The organism is Halomarina oriensis (assembly GCF_009791395.1).
GTDB lineage: Archaea > Halobacteriota > Halobacteria > Halobacteriales > Haloarculaceae > Halomarina > Halomarina oriensis.
This window is the reverse complement of sequence record NZ_WSZK01000015.1, coordinates 218,190-242,629: the sequence shown is the minus strand read 5'-3', so window position 1 is coordinate 242,629 and position 24,440 is coordinate 218,190. Positions and strand designations below refer to the sequence as shown.

Here is a 24,440-nt window from a genome sequence, read left to right as displayed (position 1 = left end):
CTCTCACCGACGAACGGTCGCACTCAGGCGGCCGTGGTGAGGCGCTCCGGGTCGTAGTGGAGGTCCGCCCAGTACGTCTCGTCGCGGTAGCGGACGAGGTACTCGGCGTCGACCGTCCCCTCGCGGCCGTGGGAGTCGACGGGCGACTCCTCGCGGAACCGGTCGAGCAGCGACTCGAACCCGGCCGACTCGCTGTCGCTGCTGTAGCCGTCCTCGACGGCCGTCTCGACGACGTCCCGTTCGGCCGACGAGAGGTCGTCGAGGACGAACCGGTGGTCGGTACGGACGCGGTCGAGCAGCGCCTCGCGGTCCGCGGCGATTTCGGTCGCCTCGTAGCGATAGACGGTCAGGGTCGTCGGGTCGGTCTCGACGGCCGTCGGATAGGCCGTCCCGTCGTAGCGAACCGCCTCGTACCCGCCGTCGACGAGTACCGACCGCTCGCGCTCGGTCTCGGTGTAGGTTCCACCGACGCCGACGTCGTAGCCCTCGTCCTCGCGGCGCTCGGTTCGGGGCGGGAACAGTCCGGAGAGCAGCGAGCGGTCGCGCTCGGAGAGGGCCTCGTAGGCGACGGTTCGGCGGCCGCTCGCGTCGCCGTCGTAGTCGACCTCGACCGTGACCGCGGTTCCCGGTCGTTCGCCCGTCTCCGCCCACGAGACGGCGTAGAACGACGACTCGTACTCGACGGGCAGGTCCCGGTGGAAGGGTGGGTGACGCCCGACCCGCGTCGCCGTCCCGTCGGCGACGGTTTCGGCGACGAGTTCGCGGTCACGGTCGCTCAGTTCGTCACCGCCGGCGCTGACCCGGTCGAGCAGTTCGGCGTCCGTGACGGCCGTCATCCGGAGGGAGGAGGCGGGGCGGGAACACCCGGCGAGGGCACCGACGAGGAGGGTCGCGCCGGTCGCGAGGAAGGTCCGTCTGCGCATGTCGGGTCGAACCTGTCGCTCGGTATGAGTCTTCTGGTGGCCGACCGCGAGAGGCGCTACAGCAGGCTGATGAACCCGACGATGCTGGACGAGAGCATCAGCAGCGCCATCAGCAGCGCGAAGAGACGAGCACGGTCCATACCGTCGCAAGCGGACGAACGTTCAAACCGGTTTCGACGCCGGAGTAAGAGTTTTGTGTACGTCAGTCATTAGCACGCACATGGACGTAGACCCGTTCGTCAGGTTCGACGAAGCGGTGGAGGAGCGACTCGCCACGATTCGCGGTCGGGAACGCGTCGAGGACCCGGAGACGGAGCCGTAGCGAATCGAGGTGTCGGCGAGTCGAGAAGGGGGACTCCAGTGCGGCCGGCGAGTTCGTTCTGCCGGCCGCGAAACCAGCGACCGGAGAGCTACTGCGTCGCGTCCTCGGGAAGGACGTGGAGACCGGCTCGGCTCTTGAACACGGTCACGGTGTCGGCGTCGGTGTCGAGATAGGAGGGCCGTGCGACGGTCTTCGTCTCGAACGTGTCGGGGTCGAGCACCTGCACCGCGTGGTCGTCCTCGACGGCGACGAGCGTGGTCTCCCGGCCGTCCGAGACGTGGCCGAGTCGCCGCGCGTCGGGGGCGACGCCCTCCTCGCTGGACGCCTCGTAGTGCTCGCCGGTGGTGAGGTAGTCGCCCTTGAGGTTGCCGTGGGCCGAGCGAACGAGGACGGGGTCGTCGCCGTCGGGTTCGACGATGGTCCCGGCGGGGTAGGGGGGAAGGCGGACGGCGTAGGTCACCCGGTACACCTCGTTGCCGTCCTCGTCCTCGGTGACGAGGGTGCGGGAGTCGGTGATTGACCCGCCGAACCGGCGGCGGACACGCTCGGCGATGGCCCGACCCATCTGACTCGTCGAGATTTTGATGTCGACACCCTCCTTGCCCTCGTCGATCTTCGAGATGAACGCGTTGCGGTCGCCCTTCTCCTCGCGTCTCTCGATGTACTCCTCGGCCATCTGGATGGACTGCTTGACCTCCTCGTCGGTCGGGTTGCGTTCTGCGGCCCGGACCTGGACGACGGAGGCGAAGTAGTCGCCGGCGATGCGCGAACAGCGGGTACAGGTCTCCCGAGCGAACCGGACCTGGACCTCGGCGTCCTCCTCCTGGACCGTCCCGCGAACGAGTCCCGAGAAGTGACAGTGCATCACGATGGTGTTCTGGTCGACCTGTTCGGGGTCGACGAGCCACGACACCTCCTCGGCGTCGACGTGGACGCCCAGCGCCTCGCGGGTCTCCTCGACGGCGACGTCGGTGTAGTCCTCCGCGCCGATGTCGACCCAGCGGTTGCCCCGGTAGACGGCACCACAGCGGGCACAGATGCGAACACGCAGTTCGTCGTCGACGTCGACGAGGTCGAAGTTCTCGAAGTAGCACGCGTCACAGAGGTTCGCGTCCCGACCGGTCGGGTTGCCGGGACGGGGGCCCGTCTCCTCGACGGGGTCGCCACAGCTCGGGCAGAACTCGCCCGACGTACGTGAACTCATTGCCGGGAGTAGCGCGTTCGGACGGTTAACTCCCGCGTCACGTGGTCGCGGCGACTCGGCCGGCACGGGACCGGTGGGCCCGCTCGCGTCGTCGCGTCCACCGTCGCCGAACCGCCGGAACCATGTGGGGTGTGCGCGTGGCTCTGGCATGGACAGGGACGTCGATACGTTCGGGTCGCGTCGGTCGACCGTCTACGCCACGAACGGCGTGGTCGCAACGAGTCAGCCGTTAGCTGCACAGGCCGGCGTGCGAGTGCTTGAGGAGGGCGGGAACGCCTTCGACGCCGCCGTCGCCACGGCCGCCGCACTGAACGTCACCGAACCGACCTCCACGGGACTCGGCGGGGACGTGTTCGCGCTGTATCGTACCGCCGACGGCGAGGTGGGCGGGATGCGCTCGTGTGGCGGTGCGCCACGCGAGGCGACCCGGCAGAAGGTCCGCGAGGCCGTCGCCAGCGAGGCCGACGACACCGCCCCGGAAGACGCCGAGATGCCGTTCACCGGGCCGCACACCGTCACGGTGCCGGGGACCGCCCGTGGGTGGGAGGCGACCGTCGACCGCTTCGGGAACCGGACGCTCGCCGAGGCGCTCGAACCGGCTATCCGGTACGCCACCGAGGGCTATCCGGTCAGCGAGGTCATCGCCAGCCACTGGACCGGCGCGGAAGAACTGTTCGAGTCGGACCACGCTCGGGACGCCTACCTCGTCGACGGCGAACGAGCACCGGAGGCGGGCGAGGTGACGACGCTCGACCGACTCGGGGCCTCGATGCGAGCCATCGCCGAGGAGGGTGCGGACGTGGTCTACGAGGGCCGAATCGGTGAGGCCATCGTCGAGGAGGTCCAGCGCGAGGGCGGCTTTCTGACGATGGACGACCTCCGAGCGTTCGAACCGGAGTTCGTCGACCCCGTCTCGACCACCTACAACGGCGCCGAGGTGTTCGAACTCCCGCCGAACAACCAGGGACTCATCGCGCTCGAAGCGCTGAACATCGCCAGCGAGTTGGACGCCGCCGAGATGGAGGGCGTAGAGCGCTACCACCGTTTCGCCGAGGCGACGAAACGGGCGTTCCACGACGGCCACCGCTACATCACCGACCCGGCGTACGAGGAGATGCCGCCGCTCGCTTCGAAGGAGTGGGCGAAGAAGCGTGCCGCGGACGTGACCGACGAGTCGAGCGACGTCTCGTTCGGCGTGCCCGACTCCCACGCCGAGGACGCCGACACCGTCCTGTTGTGTGTCGCCGACGACGAGGGCAACGTCGTCTCCTACATCAACTCCCGGTTCGCCGGGTTCGGCTCCGGCCTCGTGGCGGGTGACACCGGCATCGCCCTCCAGAACCGCGGGGCGTCGTTCTCGCTGGACGACGACCACCCGAACCGACTGGAACCGGAGAAACGTCCGTTCCACACGTTGATTCCGGGCCTGCTGAAGTTCGACGAGGACGACTGGGCCGCCTTCGGCGTGATGGGCGGGTTCATGCAGCCACAGGGTCACCTCCAGGTCGTCACGAACGTCGTCGACGAGGGGATGACGCCACAGGAGGCACTCGACGCTCCACGCTGGCGATACCGGGAGTCCGGGCGACTCGCGGTGGAGACACGGGTCCCCGGCGAGATACAGAACGGGTTAGTCCGCCGGGGCCACGACGTGCAGGTACTCCCACCGGTGCTGTTCGGGGGGGCACAGTTCGCCCGGAACCGGGACGGCGTCCTGTCGGCCGCGACCGAGCCACGCAAGGACGGGAACGCGACCGGATTCTAACCAGAACCGCCGTTTCTGATAATTACTGATTCGTGGTCCGTATCGGCAGCTCGTTGTCCGGCTGTGATAGAATCTCCGAGGTGGCTGATGGTTGTTAAATGAGATGAAAGTTGGTTTTTATCAATCGAAGGGTATATGTGGGGCCAACAGTTTGTGTGACCAATGCCATCTGGTAACGAGGAATCCGATGGTGTCAGGCAGGTTTGGCTCCCAAACCGTCGCAACATGCTCAAGATGCTCGGCATCGGCGGTGCCGCGGCACTCGCAGGCTGTTCCAGCGGCGACCCCAACGACGGGGACTCGACTGGCACTCCAGCACAGACCGAAGACACCAACACCGACAGCACGGAGGGCGACAGTCCCGACACGTCCGAGGCGCCTCAGACCACGACGACGACGGAGGCCTCCCGTGAGGTCAGCGGCGACTACGTCACCGGGCGTGGGACCGACGCTGTCTCGCTGAACCTGCTCGGTGCGGCCGCCGCGGACGGCGAGTCCGGCGACCGAATCGGTTCGATTCTGGACGGCGCGTACGGTGTCACCCCCGACCTCGAAGTGTTCCCGCTCTGGGCGGACATCTCGACGGAGGACGGCAAGACGTACACCGTCGAACTCCGCGACAACCTCCAGTGGGGTGGCGACTACGGCCAGATGACGGCCGAGGACTGGGTCTACATGATTCAGGAGGTCTTCCAGGCGGAGGACAACTGGACGGGCTACCCCAACCAGAGCGACTGGCAGCGCCAGGACGAGTGGATTCCCGTCGAGCAGACCGGTGAGTTGACCTTCGAGATTCAGCTTCCGCAGGTCGACCCGGCGTTCCCGCTCAAACCCGTCATGTGGGGCCAGACGGCGATGCCGAAGGGCCTCATCGAGAAGTACCGTGGCGACAGCGACGGCGAGGGCCTCGCACAGGACGAGGACGTCCAGACGATGGCCTACGCCGGCAACCTCGGTCCGTACTCCCTCGAAAGCTGGGAGCGCGAGTCCCAGTTCGTCGGGACGCGCAACGAGGACTACTACATGCGCGAGGCCGAGAACGTGCCCGAAGCGTGGCAGGGTGCCCCGTACTTCAACAGCTACACGTTCCAGGTCATCCCCGAGCAGAGCACCCGACTCAGTGCGCTCCGGACGGGCGAGATCACGTCGACTGGCATCCCGACGACGCAGGTCCAGCAGTTCGAGCAGGAGGAGAGCGTCGAGATCAACGTCGCCCCGCAGGCGTACATGACCTCGATGATCTACAACCAGCGGGTCAACGGCAACTTCTACGAGGTCTTCCGACAGAAGGAGTCCCGTCAGGCGCTCGCTCGCGCGGTCAACAAAGAGACCATCGCCAACGACATCCTGAGCGGCTACGCGACCATCGCGCACACCTTCCAGCCGAAGTTCTCGAAGTGGTACTCGGACGAGACGGTCGTCCAGACCGGTGTCGGCGACGAGTACGGCGCGGAGCTCGCCCGCGAGATGCTCGAACCGACCCTCGAAGGGACGTCGTACTCCTACGACGGCGACCGCATCGTCGACGGCAACGGCGAGCAGGTGACGCTCAACCTCGTCTACGCACAGGGGAGCGACACCACCGAGGACATGAACCGCTTCATCGCCCAGGAGTACGACAAGATCGGTCTCAACGTCGAACTCCAGGGCCTCCAGTTCAACTCGATGCTGGAGAACTACGTCTCCAACAGTCCGTCCAACAACCCGGACTTCAGCGGTGAACCGGAGTACGCGGCCGGCCCGTACAACGGCGGCAACCGCGACCAGTCGGTCAGTCCGGAGCAGTGGGACATCATGACCGGTATCGTGTTCAACACGTACCCGCGGACCCCCTCGCAGACGCGCGACTTCGTCATCAAGCAGGGCGGTATCAACTACTACGGCTACGAACCGGAAGCCGACTTCGCGAGCCTCTACGAGGAGGCCTCCACGGCCGTCGACGAGTCGACGCGCCAGGAGATCTACGCGGAGATCTTCGGGCTGGAGTCCGAGGAACAGCCGTTCAACTTCCTCAACATGGGCGTCGCCATCGGCGGGTACCAGAACAACGTTCAGGGCCCCAAACCCGAGTTCGGTAGCGGGTGGGACTCGAACATCTGGTACTTCCAGCAGGGCTGAACGGCGGCCCACACCCGTATCGGCTGACGAGCACCAATCTACATATTTACTGACATCAAGGAATGAGGTGGTACGTTATTCGGCGTGTCGCGTGGGCGGCAGTGGTCGCGTTCGTCATCCTGACGATCACGTTCCTGTTCCTCGAGATCACGCCAGACCAGCAGGTAGCACAGCTACAGTTCCAGGCCGCACAGAGCGGCGGCGACCCGGAGGCCGCGCTCGATGCGTACGAGCAGCGCCGAGGACTGAACCAACCACTCTGGGACCGGTACACGGAGTACGTGACGAACTACGTCCAGGGTAACTGGGGCTGGTCCGACACTCGTTCGGAGCCGGTGCTCGACGCCATCGTCGCGTCGCTCCCGTACTCCATCATGTACTCCGCACCGTCCATCGTCATCTCGACGGTCGTAGGGATGGGTATCGGGCTCTACTCGGCGCTCAACCAGTACACGAAGACCGACTACGCCGCGACGTTCGTGGCGTTCTTCGGTATCAGTATCCCGAACTTCTGGTTCGGTATCATGCTGTTGCTCATCTTCGGTGAGACGCTGGGCTGGTTCCCGATCATCTTCCAGACCTCCATCGCGGACACACAGACGTTCTCGTTGGCGAACCTTCGACAGCTGTTCTTGCCCATCGTCGTCCTCTCGACGGGGGCCATCGCGGGTAACATGCGCTACGCCCGTGCCGAGGCGCTGGAGTACGTCCGTGCGGAGTTCGTCAAGACCGCTCGCGCGAAGGGTGCGACCGGGTGGCGGATGCTCTCCCGACACATCCTGCGGCCGACGCTCGTGCCGCTGTCGACGCTGCTGGTCGGCGACCTGCTGGGACTGCTCCTGGCGTCGTCGCTGCTCGTCGAGGTGGTGTTCGGGATTCCCGGCGTCGGCCGGTTGAGCTACGACGCCATCATCAACCAGGACACCGACCTCGTGCTGGGGACGGTGTTCATCCCGGTGTTCATCTCCGTCGTCGGCAACCTGCTCCAGGACATCGCCTACACGGTGCTGGACCCGCGTATCAGCTACGGTGACCGATGATGGCGGCGGACACCGACAACACACGACGGGGTTCGAGCCGATTCGAGGACATCGACTGGAACGAGGTCGAACAGCGCTCGGGTAGTCGACCGCTGCTGACGACCATCAAGCTCGGGTCGTTCGCCCTGTTCGGCCTCCTCGCGCTGTACGACGCCATCCGGAACGGACCGTTCGCGGAGTGGCTACTAGAGTACATCAGCGGCGGTCCGCAGGCCGAGTACACGGTCCTCGGCATCGAGGTTGCGACCGGTGCGCCCACGTTCGACTTCGGGTCGTTCGTCTGGGACGTCACGGGCGTCGACTGGCTGTTCGTGGCGACGCTGATGGTGATGTTCTGGTACGCCGTGGTGCCGCTCGCGCGGAACCCGCGGATGACCCGGTACTACTGGCGGCAGTTCCGCAAGAACCGTGCCGCGGTCATCAGCATGGTCTACCTCGTCGTCATCTTCCTGGTGGGGACCATCGTGCCGCTGTTCATCAGCGTCCCGACGTCGAACTTCCAGGCACAACTCCTGCCGCCGGTGTTCACCACCGTCAGCACGGCGGCCGGCGGCGACTGTCTCGTGCAGGTCACCGACAGCGTCTGTCGGGGGACGATGGCGCACCCGCTGGGGACGACCCGCGACGGGCGTGACATCCTGAAACTCGTCATCTTCGGGATGCGCGTCTCGATGCAGATCGGCCTCATCGCCACGCTGATGAACATCGTCATCGCGACGGCCATCGGCGCGTCGGCGGCGTACATGGGCGGGTGGGTCGACGAACTGCTGATGCGCTACGTCGACATCCAGTTGACGTTCCCGCAGTTCTTCCTGTTCCTCCTGCTCTCGTACCTCTTCGAGCCCAGTCTGTTCTTGCTCATCATGATCTTCGGGCTGTTCGGCTGGGGTGGTATCTCGCGTATCGTGCGTTCGGAGGCGCTCCAGCGGACCGAAGAGGAGTACTTCAAGGCGGCACAGAGCGCGGGCGCGAGTCCGCTGTACGTCGTGCGTCGACACGTCGTCCCGAACGTCTCGAACAGCATCATCACCGCAGCGACGCTCGCCATCCCGGGGCTCATCCTCGCGGAGGCGGCGTTCGCGTTCCTCGGCCTGAGCGACCCGACGATTCCGTCGTGGGGGACGACCATCTCGGCCGGGCGAAACTACCTCGGTACGGCGTGGTGGGTGGCGACGATTCCAGGGCTGTTCCTGTTTTTCACCATCCTCGCGTTCAACTTCATCGGCGACGCGCTCCGAGACGCGCTCGACCCACGACAAGAGTGATTTCACATGAGTGACCCACTGATATCCGTCAAGAACCTCCACACGCAGTTCCACACGGACGACGGAACCGTCCGCGCGGTCGACGGCATCGACGTCGACGTCAGCCGTGGCGAGACGGTCTGTATCGTCGGCGAGTCCGGCAGCGGCAAGACCGTCACCAGCGAGTCGATCACGAAGATCCTCCAGATGCCCCCCGGTGACATCCCCATCGGGGAGGTCCAGTTCCGCGACGTCGAGTCGGTCCGCGAACTCGCCGACCAGTTCCCCAAACGGGTGTTCGACGTCCACGAGGACGACGCTCCCGGGACGGCGGGGACCGACGTGCCGCCGGAGGAGGACCGTCCCGGCGACGAGAAGCACTTCGTCATCGTCGAGGAGCGCTCGGGAGACCGGATCTCCCGTGGCTACATCGACATGGTTCGAGCGCCCGACAACGCGCTCCGGAAGATCCGTGGCGGCGACATCGCCCACATCTTCCAGAACCCACAGAGCGCACTCAACCCGGTCTACACCGTCGGGTGGCAGATCGTCGAGGCCGTCCAGCTTCACAGCGACGACGACGACGAGGCGGCCCGCGAGCGGGCCATCGACCTGCTCGACCGTGTCGGTATCCCCGACGCGGCCGCGCGGTTCGACGACTACCCCCACGAGTTCTCCGGCGGGATGAAACAGCGCGTCATCATCGCCATGGCGCTGGCGTCGAACCCCGACGTACTCATCGCCGACGAACCGACGACGGCGCTCGACGTGACCATCCAGGCCCAGATCCTCGACCTCCTCGCGGAGATACAGGAGGACCTCGGGATGGCCATCCTGTTCATCACCCACGACCTCGGGGTCGTCGCCGAGATCGCCGACCGCGTCGTCGTCATGTACGCCGGGAAGGTGATGGAGAGCGGCGAGGTCTTCGACCTCTTCGAGAGTCCGGCCCACCCCTACACGCGGGCACTGCTGGAGTGTCTCCCCGGTCGGGGCGGCGACATGGTCTCCATCGGCGGGTCGCTGCCCAGCGTGACGAACCCACCGGACGGCTGTCGGTTCGCGCCGCGCTGTCCACACGCCGTCGACGACTGCTTCACCGGGGACCAGCCGCCGATGTACTCCGTCGAGGGTGCAGACCAGGAGGTCTCCTGTGTCTTCTACGGCGACGGCTACGACGAGAGCGTCGTCCAGACCGAGTTCGCGGCCGCACAGAACCGGACGGCGCGAACCGACGGTGGACGAACGACCGGCCGTCGTGCTGGGACCGATACAGATGAGTCGGTGCGGTCCGATGGAGGTGACCGATGAGCGCTCGAACACTCCTCGAGGTGAAGGGGCTGAAGAAACACTACCCCATCACACAGGGCGTACTGAAGAAGGAAGTCGGGCGCGTCCGTGCCGTCGACGGCGTCGACTTCAGCGTCTCGCCCGGTGAGACGCTCGGTATCGTCGGCGAGTCGGGGTGTGGGAAGTCGACCGTTGCGACGTCGCTGCTCCGACTCGAAGAGCCGACCGCGGGCGACGTGCTGTTCGAGGGCGAGGACATCACGACGTACGACAAGGCCGAACTCAAACGGTTCCGCCGTCGTGCCCAGATGATCTTCCAGGACCCGACGGCGAGTTTCGACCCGCGGATGTCCATCGGCGAGTCGGTCGGCGAACCACTGCTCATCCACGGTATCTCCGACCGCAACCGTCGACGCGAGATCGTCAAGGACCTGCTCGAACGCGTCGGCCTCTCGGCGGACGACATCGACCGCTACCCCCACGAGTTCTCCGGGGGCCAGAAACAGCGCGTCGCGCTCGCGCGTGCGCTGGTCGTCAACCCCGAACTCATCGTGGCCGACGAGCCGGTGAGTGCGCTCGACGTCTCCATCCAGGCGGACATCCTGAGCCTGATGAACGACATCCAGGCGGAGTTCGACCTCGCCATGCTGTTCATCAGCCACAACCTCGGGGTCATCCGCGAGGTGTGTGACCGCGTCGCCGTGATGTACCTCGGGGAGATCGTCGAAATCGCACCCACCGAGGAGCTGTTCTCGAACCCACAGCATCCGTACACGCGGGCGCTGTTGGGGTCGATTCCACAGCCGGACCCGCGCCAGCGTGGCGAGTCCATCACGCTCTCGGGTGACGTTCCGAGTCCGTCGAACCCGCCCGCTGGCTGTCGGTTCCACACGCGCTGTCCGGACGTCATCCCGCCCGAGGGCTACGAGTTCGAGCAGCGACACTGGCGGTCGGTCCAGGACCTGCGCCAGCGGATGCGCAAGGGACCGCTCGACCTGGAGACGGTCCGGACGGCCCACTCGGACGCGGCCGGGGACGGCCACGTACAGACCGCCGAGGACGGACAGTCCGTCCTCGACGACGAGGGGCTGAAAGCCGGTATCCGCGAGGAGTTCGACATCCCACAACGGCTGTCGGACGACGAGGCCGAGGACGTGCTCGACCGGGCGCTCACCGCGGAGGTGAGCGACGACCACGAGTCGGGTCGTGACCTGCTGGACGAGGAGTTCCAGACGCCGTGTGAACAGACGGCTCCCGAACTCCGGGAGACGAGCGCCGGCTGGGAGGCGGCCTGTCTCCTCCACGACGAACAGCGCCAGCGCGTCGAGCAACCGGCCGACGACTGATACGGCCCGTACCTTTCTTTCGCGTTCCGACCACCGCCCGGCGACGGTGACGTTTAACCCTCCGGTCGCCAATGTTCCCGTATGGAATGGAAACCCGACTGGGGACTGCGTGGGCGGATGGTGCTCACCATGTTCCTGCTCTTCGCCCTCTACATCGCGTTCGTCGGCGCGGTCTCGTACGCCGGTGTCTGGTACGTCCTCCCCGTCGTAGGTGTGTTCCTCGTCGCACAGTTCTTCTTCAGCGACAAACTCGCACTCTACTCGATGGGGGCCAGCGAGGTCAGCGAGGAGGAGTATCCGGAACTGCACGCCATGGTGTCGCGGCTGAGCCAGCAGGCCGACGTCCCCAAGCCGAAGGTCGCGGTGGCGAACTCGCGGGTCCCGAACGCGTTCGCTACGGGCCGGACGCCGAGTAACTCCGCCGTCGCGGTGACGACGGGTATCATGAACACGCTGAACGAGGAGGAGCTAGAGGGCGTGCTCGCCCACGAACTCGCGCACATCAAGAACCGCGACGTGATGGTGATGACCATCGCGTCGTTCCTCTCGACGTGTGCGTTCCTCGTCGTCCGCTTCGGCTGGTGGTTCGGCGGTGGTCGCCGCGAGAACGGTGGCGTCATCGTCGCTATCATCGCCTCGCTGGTCGTCTGGGTGGTCTCGTTCTTCCTCATCCGGGCGCTCAGTCGCTACCGCGAGTTCGCCGCCGACCGTGGCGGGGCGGTCATCACCGGCAACCCCGCGGCGCTCGCCTCGGCCCTGCTGAAGATATCGGGGCAGATGGACAACGTCCCACAGGACGACATGCGCGAGCAGGCGGAGATGAACGCGTTCTTCATCATCCCCATCAAGAGCGGGTTCATCGGACGGGTCTTCAGCACCCACCCGAGCACCGAGAAGCGCGTCGAACGCCTCCGTGCGCTCGAGAAGGAACTGGCCTGACGCGAACTCGCCCGAGTTCGGCGACGGTCCTCTCCTCTCGCTCCCGACCGGCCGGCGAGTCGTGTAGCTCTAAGACACCCCCGGCGCTACCCCGTGTATGGGCATCTTCGACTCCCTCCGTTCGGCGCTGGGTATCAGTGCCGAGGCCGACGCGACGCGGGCGGCCTCCCCGGAGGACCTGTTCGGGATGAGCACGGCGTACATGACCATGGAGGCGGACCTCCGGTACGACTCGACGGGGGAGGCGGCGCTCTGTTTCTCGAACGTCGACTCGACGGCGTTCGCCGAGACGATGGAGGAGGTCGAGGCCATCCTCGACGCCGGGGAGATAGAGACGGGGACGAAAGCCCGGTTCGTCGGCGACAGCCACGGCTACCAGTGGGTCGTCCTCGAGGACGACGACTTCGAGGACCTCGTCACCTCCATCCACTTCGCGGCGGACACGTTCGTCGAGGAGGGGTTCGGGTCGCGCCTGCTCGCCGCGCTGTTCAGTTTCGAGAAGGGGTCGACGGGACCGGGTGCCGGTCCCGGTGACGCCGGGCAGGTCGTCTACTGGGTCTACTCGTTCCGCCGTGGGGCGTACTACCCGTTCGCGCCGACCGGCGGTCACGACCGGGACTCGTCGGTCGAGTTCAAACTGGAGAGCCTCCTCGACGGCGAACTCACCGTCGAAGCGGAGAAAGAGTACTGGTACCCGCTGTGGCCCGAGGGTGACGGCCGACCGTGGGGATGAACGTCGCCCCGTACGACCACGTCCGCGTGACGGGCGACGAGTCGGGGGTCGGTGACGACACGCTCGCGCCAGCCACCTACCGCGTCGTCGGCATCGGCGACGAGCACGTCACGCTCCTCGAAGTCGCCGACACGACGGGCCAGCGGGTCCACACCGGTCGGGTCGAACGCGTCTCCCACGCGGTGTTCGACGCCGCGAAAGCGGTCGACGGGCCGGACTCGGGTGGCCCGCTCGCTCGCGTTCGAAGCGTGGTCGAGGGGTTCGCCCTCACGCTCCGCTACGCACCGCGTCGGATAGCTGGCCGCCCGATACAGACACTGCTCGGTGTCGTGCTGGTCGTCGCCGAAGCCCTCGGTCCCGCAACCGTCGGCGTCTCCGAGTCCGTGCTGACCGTCGCGGGCGTCTTCGGCGTCCTCGCGCTCACCGCGGCCGCGCTGGACATGCCCTGAGCCATCGCGGCCGCCCCGACCCTCTCTCACGGTCTACTTCCACTCGCCGCCACTCTCCGACTGATACGTTCTCGCCTGCGTGACGAATCGCCGCACTATCGTCGGGCGGTTTCACTTTCAGTACGCTGTTAACGAGGGTTTATACCCGGACGGGCGCAAGCCACGTTCATGGCAGGACCAGTAGACCTCGAGAACCTCCCCGGTGTGGGTCCGGCGACAGCGGAGAAGCTCAAGGAGAACGGCTACGACTCGTATCAGGGTATCGCCGTCGCCTCCCCCGGTGAGCTGTCGAACACGGCCGACGTCGGCGAGTCGACCGCCCACGACATCATCCAGGCCGCCCGCGAGGCCGCCGACATCGGCGGGTTCGAGACCGGGTCACAGGTGCTCCAGCGCCGCGAGCGCATCGGGAAACTCGAGTGGCTCATCCCGGAGATCGACGAGATGCTCGGCGGCGGCGTCGAGACGCAGTCCATCACCGAAGTGTACGGCGAGTTCGGGTCCGGCAAGTCCCAGATCACCCACCAGCTCTCGGTGAACGTCCAGCTCCCACCGGAGCAGGGCGGGCTGGGTGGCAGCACCATCTTCATCGACACGGAAGACACGTTCCGGCCCGAGCGCATCGAGGAGATGCTGTTCGGCCTCGACGACGACGTGCTCCAGGCGGCGATGGACGACCGCGAGATCGAGGGGACGCCCGACGACGAGGCGGCCCGCGAGGAGCTTCTCCAGTCGTTCCTCGACAAGATTCACGTCGCAAAGGCGTTCAACTCCAACCACCAGATCCTGCTCGCCGAGAAGGCCCAGGAGATCGCCCGCGACCACGAAGAGGACGAGTACCCCGTCCGTCTGCTCTGTGTCGACTCGCTGACCGCACACTTCCGCGCGGAGTACGTCGGCCGTGGCGAACTCGCTCCCCGTCAGCAGAAACTCAACAAGCACCTCCACGACCTCGACCGCGTCGGGAACCTCTACAACGCGGCCGTCGTCGTCACCAACCAGGTCCAGTCGAACCCCGACGCGTTCTTCGGCGACCCCACGAAGCCCATCGGTGGGAACATCCTGGGCCACAAGTCGACGTTCCGGATGTACCTCCGGAAGTCGAAGGGCAACAAGCGCATCGTCAAACTCGTCGACGCGCCGAACCTCCCCGACGGCGAGGCCGTCATGCGCGTCACCGGCGAGGGGCTGAAACCCGAGTAAGCGTCGCCGCTCCCCATCGGAACCCCCGCCCTCCGCGTTTCTCGTTTCCCTGTTTCGTGTCTCCCACCGGTGCCGACGGTGGCGTAGCGACCGCTGCGTACCGGAACGGACGGTGAGAGAACGGGGGCGGCTACTCCTCGGTCGTCGTCGTGTCGACTTCGAGTTCGCCGGTGTGAATCTTCGCGCCGTCCTGTGCGACGATCTCCGCGAGGACGGCACACTTGATGCGCATCGGTGAGATGTCGACGCCGAGCAGGTCGACGACGTCGTCGCGGTCCATCGCGTCGAGTTCGTCGAGTGTCTTTCCGGGGAGTTCCCGTGTCAGGAGGCTCGCGCTGGCCTGTGAGATGGCACAGCCGTCGCCCTCGAAGGAGACCCGTTCGATGGTCTCACCGTCGTCGTCGAGCCGGACGTGCACCTCGATGGTGTCGCCACACGTCGGGTTCTCGCCTTCGTGGGAGAACGTGGCGTCCGGCAACTCGCCGTAGTTGCGGGGGTTCTTGTAGTGGTCCAGTATCTGCTGCCGATACATGTCCGAGCCGAGTCCCATCGTTGCCGACGCTACGAGAGTCCCGCTGAAAACGGTTCCGGGCGGTCGCTCAGACGCACGTTTCAGTAACGCCGAGATATATCAGTCAGCGAGCGAAACGGTCACTGACTATGACTGTAGGTCCCCGTCACACGACTCGCCCTCACCGACCGATCGCCGTGGAGGGTCGCTGAATGCGCCGGAGAACCGTCCTCGCCGGTCTCGGGTCGCTCGCGGCGCTCGGCACCGTCCCCGGTGGGGCCGTCGCCCGTTCGCAGGACGACGCGTTCGGCCCGGCCGGGCGCGTGGCCGTCACCGGAGCGATGGACACCGCCGTCGGCGACGACGGCGAGACGGTGTACGTCGCCGCCACCGACGGGTTCGCCGTCGTCGACGTCTCCGACCTCGCGTCCCCGACGGTCCTCGCAGAGCGGCGTGACATCCAGGCGGACCACGAGCAGGGGCCGCTCACGGGTGTCTGGGACGTCGAACGCTCCGGGTCGAACGTGCTCGTCGCCGGCCCGGCCGGTGCCGGGGAGACCGAACTCCGCGGCGCGGCGCTGTTCGACGTCTCCACGCCCGACGCGCCCGAACTCGTCTCGTTCCACGAGACCGACCACGCCGTCCACAACGTCGCCCTCGACGGGACGACGGCCTACCTCACCGGTAGCGGCGACGCCAGGGAACCGGTCGTCGTCGTCGAGATGGACGACGGCGGCGACTCGTCGGCGGTGACCGCGTGGTCGCCGGTGGACGCCGACGACCGACTGGCGAACGTCGCCTCGGGCCTCCGGAACTGCCACGACCTGCTGCTCGACGGCGACCGACTGTACGCCTCCTACTGGGAGACGGGAACGTGGGTCCTCGACGTGAGCGACCCGGCCTCGCCGTCGCCCGTCGGGCGCGTCGGCGGCCTCCCTATCGAGAACCTGACGGGCGTCTCCGGCAACGACCGACGACGAGCCATGTTCAACCCGCCGGGGAACGCCCACAACGCCACCGTCAACGGCGACGGCGTGCTCGCGGTGAGTCACGAGGCGTTCGGCGACGGCGTCGAGGGGATGGGTGGCGTCTCGCTGTGGGATATCTCCGACCTGGAGGCGGGACTCGTCGAGGACGGGCCGGGGGTCCCGACGCTGGAGACGAGTCGTCGGCTGACCGTCCTCGCGCCGTCGGCACCGAACCCCGAGGAGGGGCTGACGCTCACGACGGCACACAACTGCACGTTCCGGGGCGACCGACTCTACACCTCGTGGTACACCGACGGTGTCCGGGTGTACGACCTCTCGGACCCCGCAGCGCCGGGGGTGCTCGCGGGGTACGCCGCCCCCACGGAGGCGTCGTTCTTCGATGCCGTGCCGGTCAGCGGCGGGTTCGCCGCACCGAGTATGGGTGTCGCCGGCGCGGACGGCGAGTCGTCCTCACCGGCGGGTCTGTACACGTTCGCCAGTCCCCCGGAGGACGCGTCGACGGACCCGGCGGCGACCCGAACACCGGTGGCGAGCGACCTCTCGGCGTCGCCGCCGACCACGTCCGAGTCGGAGTCGTCGACCGCCGGGAACGGGACGACCGCACCGTCGAGCACCGATGGCTCGACGTCGCCGACCCCGAACGACGCGGCGTCACCACCGACGACGAACGGGAACTCGACCGAGGAGTCGAGCGGGTTCGGGCCGGGGTTCGGTCCGCTGGCGACGCTCGCGGGTGGTACACTGGCGACGTGGCGACTCCTCGCTGCGGACGAACCGGAGGAGTGAGACGGCGGGCGGTCGGGCGTCGTCGCCCGGTCTCGCCGTGACTACGCGAACAGCTGTCTGGCCTCGTCGACGGCGTCGACGAGCACGTCGACCTCCTCGCGGGTGTTGTAGAGGTAGAACGAGGCCCGTGCGGAGGCGGCGACGCCCATCTTCTGGTGGAGCGGCTGGGTGCAGTGGTCGCCGGCGCGGATGGCGACGCCGTAGTCGTTGACGATGGAGGAGAGGTCGTGGGCGTGGACGCCGTCGACGTTGAACGCGACGAGGCCACCACGCTCGTCGCCCGGCGGCCCATAGATTTCGACGTCGTCGAACTCGGTGAGGCGGTCGTAGGCGTACTCGGTGAGCTGTTCCTCGTGGGCCTGGATGCGGTCGAGGCCGACGTCGTCGAGGTAGTCACACGCCGCACCGAGCGCGATGCCGCCGGCGATGTTGGGCGTGCCGGCCTCGAACTTCCAGGGGAGGTCCTCCCAGGTCGAGTCCTCGTAGGTGACCTTCCGAATCATGTCGCCGCCGTAGAGGTACGGCTGCATCTCCTCGAAGACGTGTTCGCGGCCGTAGAGCGCCCCGATGCCCGTGGGACCGCACATCTTGTGCCCCGAGAAGGCGAGGAAGTCCGCACCGAGGTCCGAGACGTCGACCGAGCGATTCGGGACCGACTGGGCGGCGTCGACGAACAGGTAGGCGTCGTGGTCGTGTGCGAGGTCCGCGAGGTCCGCGATGGGGTTGACCGTCCCGAGCGTGTTCGAGACGTGGACGGCGCTGACCATCTGGGTGTCCTCGGTGATCAGCTCCGCGGCGGCGTCCACGTCGAGGTAGCCCTGCTCGTCGACGGGGATGTACCTGACCTCCGCGCCGGTGCGCTTACAGAGCTGTTGCCACGTCACCAGCGAGGCGTGATGTTCCATCTCCGTGAGGACCACCTCGTCGCCGGGGCCGAGTTCCGCGAGGCCCCAGGCGTAGGCGACGAGGTTCATCCCCTCGGTGGTGCCGGGGGTGAAGACGATTTCCTCGCGGCCGCTCGCCCCGACGAACTCCGCGACCCGGTCGTGGGCCTCCTCGTAGGCGACGCTCGCCTCTTGGCTCAGGCTGTGGATGCCGCGGTGGACGTTCGCGTTGTACGAGCGGTAGTAGTCGGCGATGACGTCGACGACGCGGTCGGGTGTCTGGCTGGTCGCCGCGTTGTCGAGGTAGACGAGCGGCGTCTCGTCGCCCGGCCCCTCACCGGGTGTCGTCACGTCGCCACCGACCCGCCGCGAGAGGATGGGGAACTCCTCACGGATGCGCTCGACGTCGAGCGGGGTCGTGTCCTGTGTGCTCATTGCCGGTGTGTCGGTGCCGGGGGAGTAACACACCTTCGGTTAGCGCGGTTCGGAACGAGCGAAGCGAGTGAGAACCGCGCGCAGCGAACGGGGAGCAAAGCGGGACCGAAGGGCCCGCAGGCAGCCAGCAGCGTCGCTGCTGGCGACGAAGCGACCCGTGAGCAGCGCGACGCCGCCAACTAGCGGAGCGCCATCGCTACCGACGTCACACACGAGAGAACGACCGGAGAACGGTTCGATAGTTACATCCGGAGCAACTGGGCGTGTCGCGTCTCGCCGAGGTCGAGGACGGTCGCCTCGTCGACGAACCCGTTCTCGATGGCGAGGTCGACCGCCTCTCGGCCGACGATGTTGGCGACGGCGGCGCGTGCGAGCGCACCGACGACGGCGTCCTCGTCGGCCTCTTCGGCGTCCTCGGCGTAGAACTCTTCCTCGACGGTCAGCGAGAACTCGCCGCTCTCGAACGTCTCGCCGAGCACGTCGGGGTCACACACCGAGACGAGCAGTCCCTCCTGTGTCTCTCGTTCTGTCAGCAGCATCTACTCGACCAGGCGTTGTTCCGCACGTTCGCGTATCTCGTCGGCCTGCTCGGAGAGCCGTTCGGCCTCCTCCTCCTCGCCGAGCTGTTCGAGCGCGGCGGCCTTCTCCTCTAGCACCTCGGGGTTGTCGAACCCGAGACGGATGGCGTTGTCCAGGGAGTCGACGGCCTCCTCGTTGAGGCCGCGTTCGGCGAGGAAGAACCCACGGTTGTACCACGCCTGCCCGAATCGCGGGTCGACCTCGACTGCACGCTCGGCGTGGTCGAGCGCCTGCTCGGTCCGGCCGGCCTCCCACAGCGCGTACGCGAGGTTCGTCTCGGCGGTGGCGGCGTGCTCGGAGTCGTCGTCGAGACGCAGCGCTTCGCGGTACGCGCCGATGGCCTCGTCGTACTCCTCCAGTTCGGCGTGGGCCGCGCCCTTGTTCACCCACGCCTCCTGGGCGATACCGTCGTCGTCGGTGAGCCGGGCGGCGCGTTCGAGCGTCTCGGTCGCCTGCTCGTAGCGCTTGATCTGGATGTACTCCAGGCCCACGTCGACCAGGAGGTCGGTGTCGACGTTCTCGTTGGAGACCTGCCGTTCGTCGAGCATGTCGGTGAGCGCCCGCGAGTCCACGGGGTCGACCTTCGAGAGGTCGACGTCGAGTTCGGGCGGGTCGAGGTCGAACCCCTCGTAGGGGTCGCCGAACCCCTGCCCCTCCGAGTACCGGTGGGGTGGTCGCTCCCCGTCACCCGCGTCCTGCGAATCGCGGTCGGAACCGTCGGTCATGACCGGGTTTGGCGACTGGCAGGGTTAAGGGCTACGCCCCCGAACGTCCCGCCGACCCATGCGTGCGTTCGTCGGCGTCGACTGTGCCCCGGTGAGCGAGGCCGTCGCCGCGGCCCAGGAGCCGTTCCGCGGACTCGACGGTCTCGGACCGACCGACCCCGGCCAGGCCCACGTCACGCTCCAGTTCCTGGGTGACGTCGACGAGACGCTCGCGGAGGCCGCCGACGAGTCGACGGGCGCGGCGAGCGCCACGGACCACGACGGCCCCACCGACGCCGTCCCCGGCCTCGACACGCTCGTTTCGGCGCTCGACTCGGCCGTCGCCGGTTCCGGCGTCTCGCCGTTCGACTGTACGCTCGGGGGCTACGGGACGTTCCCCGAGGGCGACTCCGTCTCGGTGGTCTGGCTGGGCGTCGAGGAGGGCACCGCCGAACTGACGCGCCTCGCTGCGGCCGTCGAGCTAGCCACGACCAGCCTCGGCTTCGCTCCCGACGGCCACGACTTCACCCCACACGTGACGCTCGCCCGGACGGACCACGCCGCCGACAGGGAACAGGTCCGGCGAATCGTCGCCGAGTCCGCTCCCGACTCGGCGCGATTCCGGGTCGACACGGTTCACCTCGTCGAGAGCACGCTCACCCCCGACGGCCCGGTGTACGACTCCGTCGCCCGACTCCCGCTCTGAGCGGTCGTCGCCGCTGAACGGCCGAGCTCGGGGTTTAGGCCCGCCAAAATTATCGAAAGTCTGATACGTTTATGGTCGTCCGCCGCCTACTTCGTTCGTGGTCGAACTCGCCTCCCTCGCGCTCGTCTTCCTCGCCGGACTCGTCACCGCGCTAGCGACGGGTGTCGGGGTGCTGCCGTTCTTCCTCGTCGACTCCGTGTCGGACCGCTGGAACGTCGTGCTGTGGGGGCTGGCGTCGGGTATTATGGTCGCCGCGTCGCTGTTCGGCCTCGTCGGCGAGGGCCTCGCGGAGGCCGAGCCGTGGACGCTGCCCGTCGACCTCGGTCTCTCCGTCGCGGCCCGGACGTGGCTCCCGCTGGTCGTCGGTCTGCTCGCGGGCGTCCTGCTGGTCGTCGTCGCCCACTCGGTCATCGAGGGGGCGGAGGTCGACCCCAAGCAGTACGAGGAGGCCGACTACCGGAAACTCGTGCTCATCCTCGGCGTGCTGACGGTCCACTCCTTTCCCGAGGGTGTCGCCATCGGCGTCTCGTTCGCCGACCTCGGTCTCGGCGAGGGCGGTATCCCGGTTCTCGGTCTCACGGTGCCGCTGCTGGCGGTGTTCATGACTGTCGCCATCTCCGTCCACAACGTCCCCGAGGGACTGGCCATCTCCATCCCGTTGCAGGCGATGGGCGTCTCGCGCTGGCGGATGGTGTGGTGGGCGATATTCTCCAGTCTACCACAGCCAATCGGTGCGGTCGTCGCGTTCTACTTCGTCCGTGTCGCACGGGAGTTCCTCCCGGTGGGCTTCGGGTTCGCCGCGGGGGCGATGATATACCTCGTCCTCTCGGAGTTCGTCCCCGAGGCGCTGGACGTCGGCGAAGGGTTGCCGTCGCGGGGCTACCCGGAACTCGCCGCTGGCGTCACGGCAGGGGTGCTGTTGATGGTCCCACTGACGTTGGTGTGAGGTCGTCACACGCTCCGTCGAGTCCTCCCGGACCGTGAGCGCGTTCGGGCGTCGTCGGTCGGTTCTGCCCCCGTCGCGGGCGGTCGACGACACGCCGAACAAAGGAACAACCATTTATGCACGCCGGCGGAACTCCCTGCCAGTATGAGCAAGAAGTCCAAGGCCAAGAAGAAGCGCTTGGCCAAGCTGGAGCGTCAGAACAGTCGCGTCCCGGCGTGGGTCATCATGAAGACCGACCGCGACACGATGCGAAACCCGAAGCGCCGTCACTGGCGGCGGAGTGACACGGACGAATGAGCGCCAACGACTTCGAGGAGCGCGTCGTCACCGTCCCGCTCCGTGACGTCAAGGCCGAACCGAAGCACAAGCGCGCGGACAAGGCGATGACGCTCGTCCGCGAGCACCTCGCCAAGCAGTTCGCCGTCGAGACGGACGAGGTCCGCCTCGACAGTTCGGTCAACGAGGCCGTCTGGAAGCGTGGTCGGAAGAAACCGCCGAGCAAGCTTCGCGTCCGTGCCGCTCGCTTCGAGGAAGAGGGCGAGCGCATCGTCGAAGTAGAGACGGCATAGGCGTGCTTCGCGCGGCTCTCTTCGGTTCGTCGTACGTCGGCGTCTTCGCGTGTGCGACAGACGACCTGCTACTGGTGAGACCGGACGCCGACGAGGACCTCGTCGACTCGTTCGCCGAGGAACTCGAGGTCACCCCGGTCCCCACGACCATCGGTGGCTCCTCGACCGTCGGCGCACTCGCCGTCGGCAACGAGAACGCCCTGCTGGTCAGCAGTCGCATCGAGGACTACGAACGCGAGCGAATCGAGGACGCGACCGACGTCCCCGTCGAGACGCTCCCCGGTCGTATCAACGCCGCCGGCAACGTCGTCCTCGCCAACGACTACGGCGCGTACGTCCACCCGGACCTCTCTCGGGAGGCCGTCATGACCGTCAAGGACGCGCTTGGCGTGCCCGTCGAGCGCGGTGAGGTCGCCACCGTCCGGACGGTGGGGACGGCCGCCGTGGCGACCGACGACGGCGTGCTCTGTCACCCGAAGGCCGCCGACGGGGAACTCGACTACCTCGAAGAGCTACTGGACGTCCCCGCCGACATCGGCACCATCAACTACGGTGCGCCGCTCGTCGGTTCGGGGCTGGTGGCGAACACCCACGGCTACGTCTGTGGGCAGGAGACGACGGGACCGGAACTCGGTCGCATCGAGGCCGCACTCGGATTCATCGACTGAGACGGCGTCCCACACGTCCTGACCCCGGAAAGGGAACTTTCTTCCCGCTCGCCACCGCATCGTGGCGTATGAGCCAGTTTACTGTGAGCGGCCGGTTCCAGGGCCGCGATGGATGGAAGTCGTTCTCCAAGAGCATCGACGCGATCAACGAGTCGGTCGCTCGCGAGCACACGCTCGCCGAGTTCGGCTCCAAGCACGGCCTGAAGCGTACTCAGGTCGAGATCGGCGACGTGGAGGCCGCAGCATGAGCCTGGGTGGTGGCGGCGGCGGTCAGATGCAGGAGCTGCAACAGCAGATGCAGGCCATCGAGCAGGAGATCGAGTCCCTCGACGAGGAGATCGAGGAGATCCGTCAGGAGAAGACCGGGGTCGACGAGGCCGTCGAAGCCGTCGAGCGCCTCGACTCGGGCGACACCGTGCAGGTCCCGCTGGGCGGTGGCGCGTACGTCCGTGCCGAGGTCGCCGACATCGACGAGATCGTCGTCGAACTGGGTGGCGGCTACGCCGCAGAGCGCGACCAGGCCGGGGCCATCGAGAGCCTCAACCGGCGCAAGGACCTGCTCGACGAGCAGATCGCCGACGTTCAGGAGGAGGTCGCCGAACTCGAAGCCGAGAGCGACCAGCTCGAACAGCAGGCCCAGCAGATGCAACAGCAGCAGATGCAGCAGCTCCAGCAGCAGATGGGCCAGCAGGACGACGGCGACGGCGACGACGAGTAAGCGATGTTCGACGGACTGAAGGAGAAACTCGGCCGGTTCCGCGAGGACGCCGAGGAAGCCGCCGAGGAGGCGGCCGAAGAGGAAGCGCAGGCGGCAGACGGCGCGGCCGACGCTCCGGCCGAGACCGACCCGTCCCCCGAACCGGACGCCGCTGAGGCTGGGAGCGAGTCGGTCGACGACGCTCCGACCGACGAGCGGGCCGTGGCCGACGACCCGGTCACCGACACCGGTTCGGCCGACGGGGGAGCGACCGGCGACTCCGCCGACGCCGACAGCACCGACCAGTCCGTCTCGTCGTCGGAGTCGGGCCCGACCCGTCCGGACGGGCCCGCACAGTCGAGCGAGGACGACCGCGAGAACTTCAAAGCGGGGTTCGGGCAGCGTGCGAAGGCGTTCGCCACCGGTGGCGTCATCATCCGGCCCGAGCATCTCGACGAACCGCTCGAACAGCTGGAGCTGGCGCTCCTCTCCTCGGACGTGGAGATGAGCGTCACCCGGCAGATACTCGAGACCATCCGCGAGGAGGTCGAAGGGACCACACGGGCACAGGTCCAGTCGACCGGACAGGTCGTCGAGTCCGCCCTTCGTGAGGCGCTGGTCGACGTCATCAGCGTCGGCCAGTTCGACTTCGAACAGCGGGTTCGTGACGCGGACAAGCCGATGGTCGTCATCTTCACCGGCGTCAACGGCGTCGGGAAGACGACGAGCATCGCCAAACTCTCGGAGTGGTTCGAGTCGCGTGGACTGTCGTCGGTGCTCGCCAACGGCGACACCTACCGAGCGGGGGCCAACGAACAGCTCCGCGAACACGCCGAGACCCTCGACCGCAAGATCATCACCCACCAGCAGGGCGGCGACCCGGCGGCGGTCATCTACGACGCCGTCGAGTACGCGGAGGCCCACGACGTGGACGTCGTGCTCGGAGACACCGCCGGTCGACTCCACACCTCGAACGACCTGATGGACCAGTTAGAGAAGATCGACCGCGTCGTCGACCCCGACATGACCCTGTTCGTCGACGAGGCCGTCGCCGGGCAGGACGCGACCCAGCGTGCCCGCCAGTTCAACGAGGCGGCCGCCATCGACGGCGCGATTCTGACGAAGGCCGACGCCGACTCCAAGGGCGGGGCGGCCATCTCCATCGCCCACGTCACGGGGAAACCCATCCTCTTTCTGGGGACGGGACAGGGCTACGAGGACCTCGAACGGTTCGACCCCGAGCGCATCGTCGACCGGTTGCTCGGCGAGTAAACCGACACCGGCCTCGTTCGTTCCCGACCGCCGAGCGACCGCTCGGTCACGCCGCCACACCTCACGAGTGCGTCGTGCCGACGTCGACCCGTGTGTCGCCCCGTAGTGCCGCCGGACG

25 protein-coding genes are annotated in these 24,440 nt (G+C 67.2%); 19 read left to right on the top strand and 6 right to left on the bottom strand.

Annotated elements, in window-relative coordinates; translation table 11 throughout:
• Positions 1-23: 23 nt before the first annotated feature.
• Positions 24-923, bottom strand: a complete 900-nt coding sequence (locus GQS65_RS07800) for a hypothetical protein (RefSeq protein ID WP_158204079.1) — start codon at positions 921-923, stop codon at positions 24-26.
• 410 nt (positions 924-1,333) lie between these two features.
• Entirely contained in the window at positions 1,334-2,449 is a 1,116-nt protein-coding gene (locus tag GQS65_RS07795; protein ID WP_158204078.1) for a 60S ribosomal export protein NMD3, read from the bottom strand.
• Between the two features lie 148 nt (positions 2,450-2,597).
• On the opposite strand from GQS65_RS07795, the gene GQS65_RS07790 reads away from it, so the two are divergent.
• The 10 genes from GQS65_RS07790 to radA all read left to right on the top strand — a co-directional run bounded on the left by GQS65_RS07790 (position 2,598) and on the right by radA (position 14,576).
• Entirely contained in the window at positions 2,598-4,214 is a 1,617-nt protein-coding gene (locus GQS65_RS07790; RefSeq protein ID WP_158204077.1) for a gamma-glutamyltransferase family protein, read from the top strand.
• A 162-nt stretch (positions 4,215-4,376) separates the two neighbouring features.
• Entirely contained in the window at positions 4,377-6,332 is a 1,956-nt protein-coding gene (locus GQS65_RS07785) for an ABC transporter substrate-binding protein (RefSeq protein ID WP_158204076.1), read from the top strand.
• 62 nt (positions 6,333-6,394) lie between these two features.
• Positions 6,395-7,372 carry an ABC transporter permease gene (locus tag GQS65_RS07780; protein ID WP_158204075.1) on the top strand — a complete coding sequence of 326 codons (978 nt, stop codon included), beginning with the start codon at positions 6,395-6,397 and terminating at the stop codon, positions 7,370-7,372.
• Positions 7,372-8,637: an ABC transporter permease gene (locus GQS65_RS07775; RefSeq protein ID WP_158204074.1), complete on the top strand. Its 1,266-nt coding sequence runs from the start codon at positions 7,372-7,374 to the stop codon at positions 8,635-8,637. Before GQS65_RS07780 ends, GQS65_RS07775 begins: the two co-directional genes overlap by 1 nt.
• Positions 8,638-8,643: 6 nt before the next feature.
• The gene (locus tag GQS65_RS07770) at positions 8,644-9,927 is read left to right on the top strand and encodes an ABC transporter ATP-binding protein (protein WP_158204073.1); all 1,284 of its coding nucleotides are present in this window, start codon (positions 8,644-8,646) and stop codon (positions 9,925-9,927) included.
• The gene (locus GQS65_RS07765) at positions 9,924-11,252 is read left to right on the top strand and encodes an ABC transporter ATP-binding protein (RefSeq protein WP_158204072.1); all 1,329 of its coding nucleotides are present in this window, start codon (positions 9,924-9,926) and stop codon (positions 11,250-11,252) included. Before GQS65_RS07770 ends, GQS65_RS07765 begins: the two co-directional genes overlap by 4 nt.
• A gap of 81 nt (positions 11,253-11,333) precedes the next feature.
• Complete coding sequence (gene htpX / locus GQS65_RS07760) at positions 11,334-12,191, top strand: zinc metalloprotease HtpX (protein ID WP_158204071.1); 858 nt, start codon at positions 11,334-11,336, stop codon at positions 12,189-12,191.
• A 97-nt stretch (positions 12,192-12,288) separates the two neighbouring features.
• The gene (pspAB, locus tag GQS65_RS07755) at positions 12,289-12,924 is read left to right on the top strand and encodes a PspA-associated protein PspAB (protein ID WP_158204070.1); all 636 of its coding nucleotides are present in this window, start codon (positions 12,289-12,291) and stop codon (positions 12,922-12,924) included.
• Positions 12,921-13,373, top strand: a complete 453-nt coding sequence (locus GQS65_RS07750) for a hypothetical protein (protein ID WP_158204069.1) — start codon at positions 12,921-12,923, stop codon at positions 13,371-13,373. Before pspAB ends, GQS65_RS07750 begins: the two co-directional genes overlap by 4 nt.
• A 168-nt stretch (positions 13,374-13,541) precedes the next feature.
• Positions 13,542-14,576, top strand: a complete 1,035-nt coding sequence (gene radA / locus GQS65_RS07745) for a DNA repair and recombination protein RadA (RefSeq protein ID WP_158204068.1) — start codon at positions 13,542-13,544, stop codon at positions 14,574-14,576.
• A 130-nt stretch (positions 14,577-14,706) separates the two neighbouring features.
• Here the strand turns inward: radA and sufU are convergent, their stop codons facing one another.
• Positions 14,707-15,126 carry a Fe-S cluster assembly sulfur transfer protein SufU gene (gene sufU / locus GQS65_RS07740; protein ID WP_158204067.1) on the bottom strand — a complete coding sequence of 140 codons (420 nt, stop codon included), beginning with the start codon at positions 15,124-15,126 and terminating at the stop codon, positions 14,707-14,709.
• A 173-nt stretch (positions 15,127-15,299) separates the two neighbouring features.
• Here sufU and GQS65_RS07735 point away from each other — a divergent pair, with 173 nt between their 5' ends.
• Entirely contained in the window at positions 15,300-16,862 is a 1,563-nt protein-coding gene (locus tag GQS65_RS07735; RefSeq protein WP_158204066.1) for a hypothetical protein, read from the top strand.
• A gap of 41 nt (positions 16,863-16,903) precedes the next feature.
• On the opposite strand, the gene GQS65_RS07730 is transcribed toward GQS65_RS07735, so the two are convergent.
• The 3 genes from GQS65_RS07730 to GQS65_RS07720 form a co-directional block, all read right to left on the bottom strand.
• Positions 16,904-18,181 carry an aminotransferase class V-fold PLP-dependent enzyme gene (locus GQS65_RS07730; RefSeq protein WP_158204065.1) on the bottom strand — a complete coding sequence of 426 codons (1,278 nt, stop codon included), beginning with the start codon at positions 18,179-18,181 and terminating at the stop codon, positions 16,904-16,906.
• 242 nt (positions 18,182-18,423) lie between these two features.
• On the bottom strand, positions 18,424-18,720 hold the full coding sequence (locus GQS65_RS07725) for a DUF424 domain-containing protein (protein WP_158204064.1): 297 nt from the start codon (positions 18,718-18,720) through the stop codon (positions 18,424-18,426).
• Positions 18,721-19,485, bottom strand: a complete 765-nt coding sequence (locus tag GQS65_RS07720) for a tetratricopeptide repeat protein (protein WP_158204063.1) — start codon at positions 19,483-19,485, stop codon at positions 18,721-18,723.
• Positions 19,486-19,543: 58 nt separating this feature from the next.
• On the opposite strand from GQS65_RS07720, the gene thpR reads away from it, so the two are divergent.
• The 8 genes from thpR to ftsY all read left to right on the top strand — a co-directional run bounded on the left by thpR (position 19,544) and on the right by ftsY (position 24,322).
• Complete coding sequence (gene thpR / locus GQS65_RS07715) at positions 19,544-20,170, top strand: RNA 2',3'-cyclic phosphodiesterase (protein ID WP_158204062.1); 627 nt, start codon at positions 19,544-19,546, stop codon at positions 20,168-20,170.
• Between the two features lie 97 nt (positions 20,171-20,267).
• On the top strand, positions 20,268-21,116 hold the full coding sequence (locus GQS65_RS07710; RefSeq protein WP_368279951.1) for a ZIP family metal transporter: 849 nt from the start codon (positions 20,268-20,270) through the stop codon (positions 21,114-21,116).
• 144 nt (positions 21,117-21,260) lie between these two features.
• On the top strand, positions 21,261-21,413 hold the full coding sequence (locus GQS65_RS07705; protein WP_158204061.1) for a 50S ribosomal protein L39e: 153 nt from the start codon (positions 21,261-21,263) through the stop codon (positions 21,411-21,413).
• Positions 21,410-21,685 (top strand): 50S ribosomal protein L31e, encoded by a 276-nt coding sequence (locus GQS65_RS07700; protein ID WP_158204060.1) that lies wholly within the window; start codon positions 21,410-21,412, stop codon positions 21,683-21,685. The genes GQS65_RS07705 and GQS65_RS07700 overlap by 4 nt, the downstream gene beginning before the upstream one ends.
• Before the next feature lie 2 nt (positions 21,686-21,687).
• Positions 21,688-22,353 carry a translation initiation factor IF-6 gene (locus GQS65_RS07695; RefSeq protein WP_368279949.1) on the top strand — a complete coding sequence of 222 codons (666 nt, stop codon included), beginning with the start codon at positions 21,688-21,690 and terminating at the stop codon, positions 22,351-22,353.
• 68 nt (positions 22,354-22,421) lie between these two features.
• On the top strand, positions 22,422-22,601 hold the full coding sequence (gene rpl18a / locus GQS65_RS07690) for a 50S ribosomal protein L18Ae (protein ID WP_158204059.1): 180 nt from the start codon (positions 22,422-22,424) through the stop codon (positions 22,599-22,601).
• Complete coding sequence (gene pfdA, locus GQS65_RS07685) at positions 22,598-23,071, top strand: prefoldin subunit alpha (RefSeq protein ID WP_158204058.1); 474 nt, start codon at positions 22,598-22,600, stop codon at positions 23,069-23,071. The genes rpl18a and pfdA overlap by 4 nt, the downstream gene beginning before the upstream one ends.
• Before the next feature lie 3 nt (positions 23,072-23,074).
• Positions 23,075-24,322, top strand: coding sequence for a signal recognition particle-docking protein FtsY (ftsY, locus tag GQS65_RS07680; protein WP_158204057.1), 1,248 nt, complete (start codon positions 23,075-23,077; stop codon positions 24,320-24,322).
• Positions 24,323-24,440 lie beyond the last annotated feature (118 nt).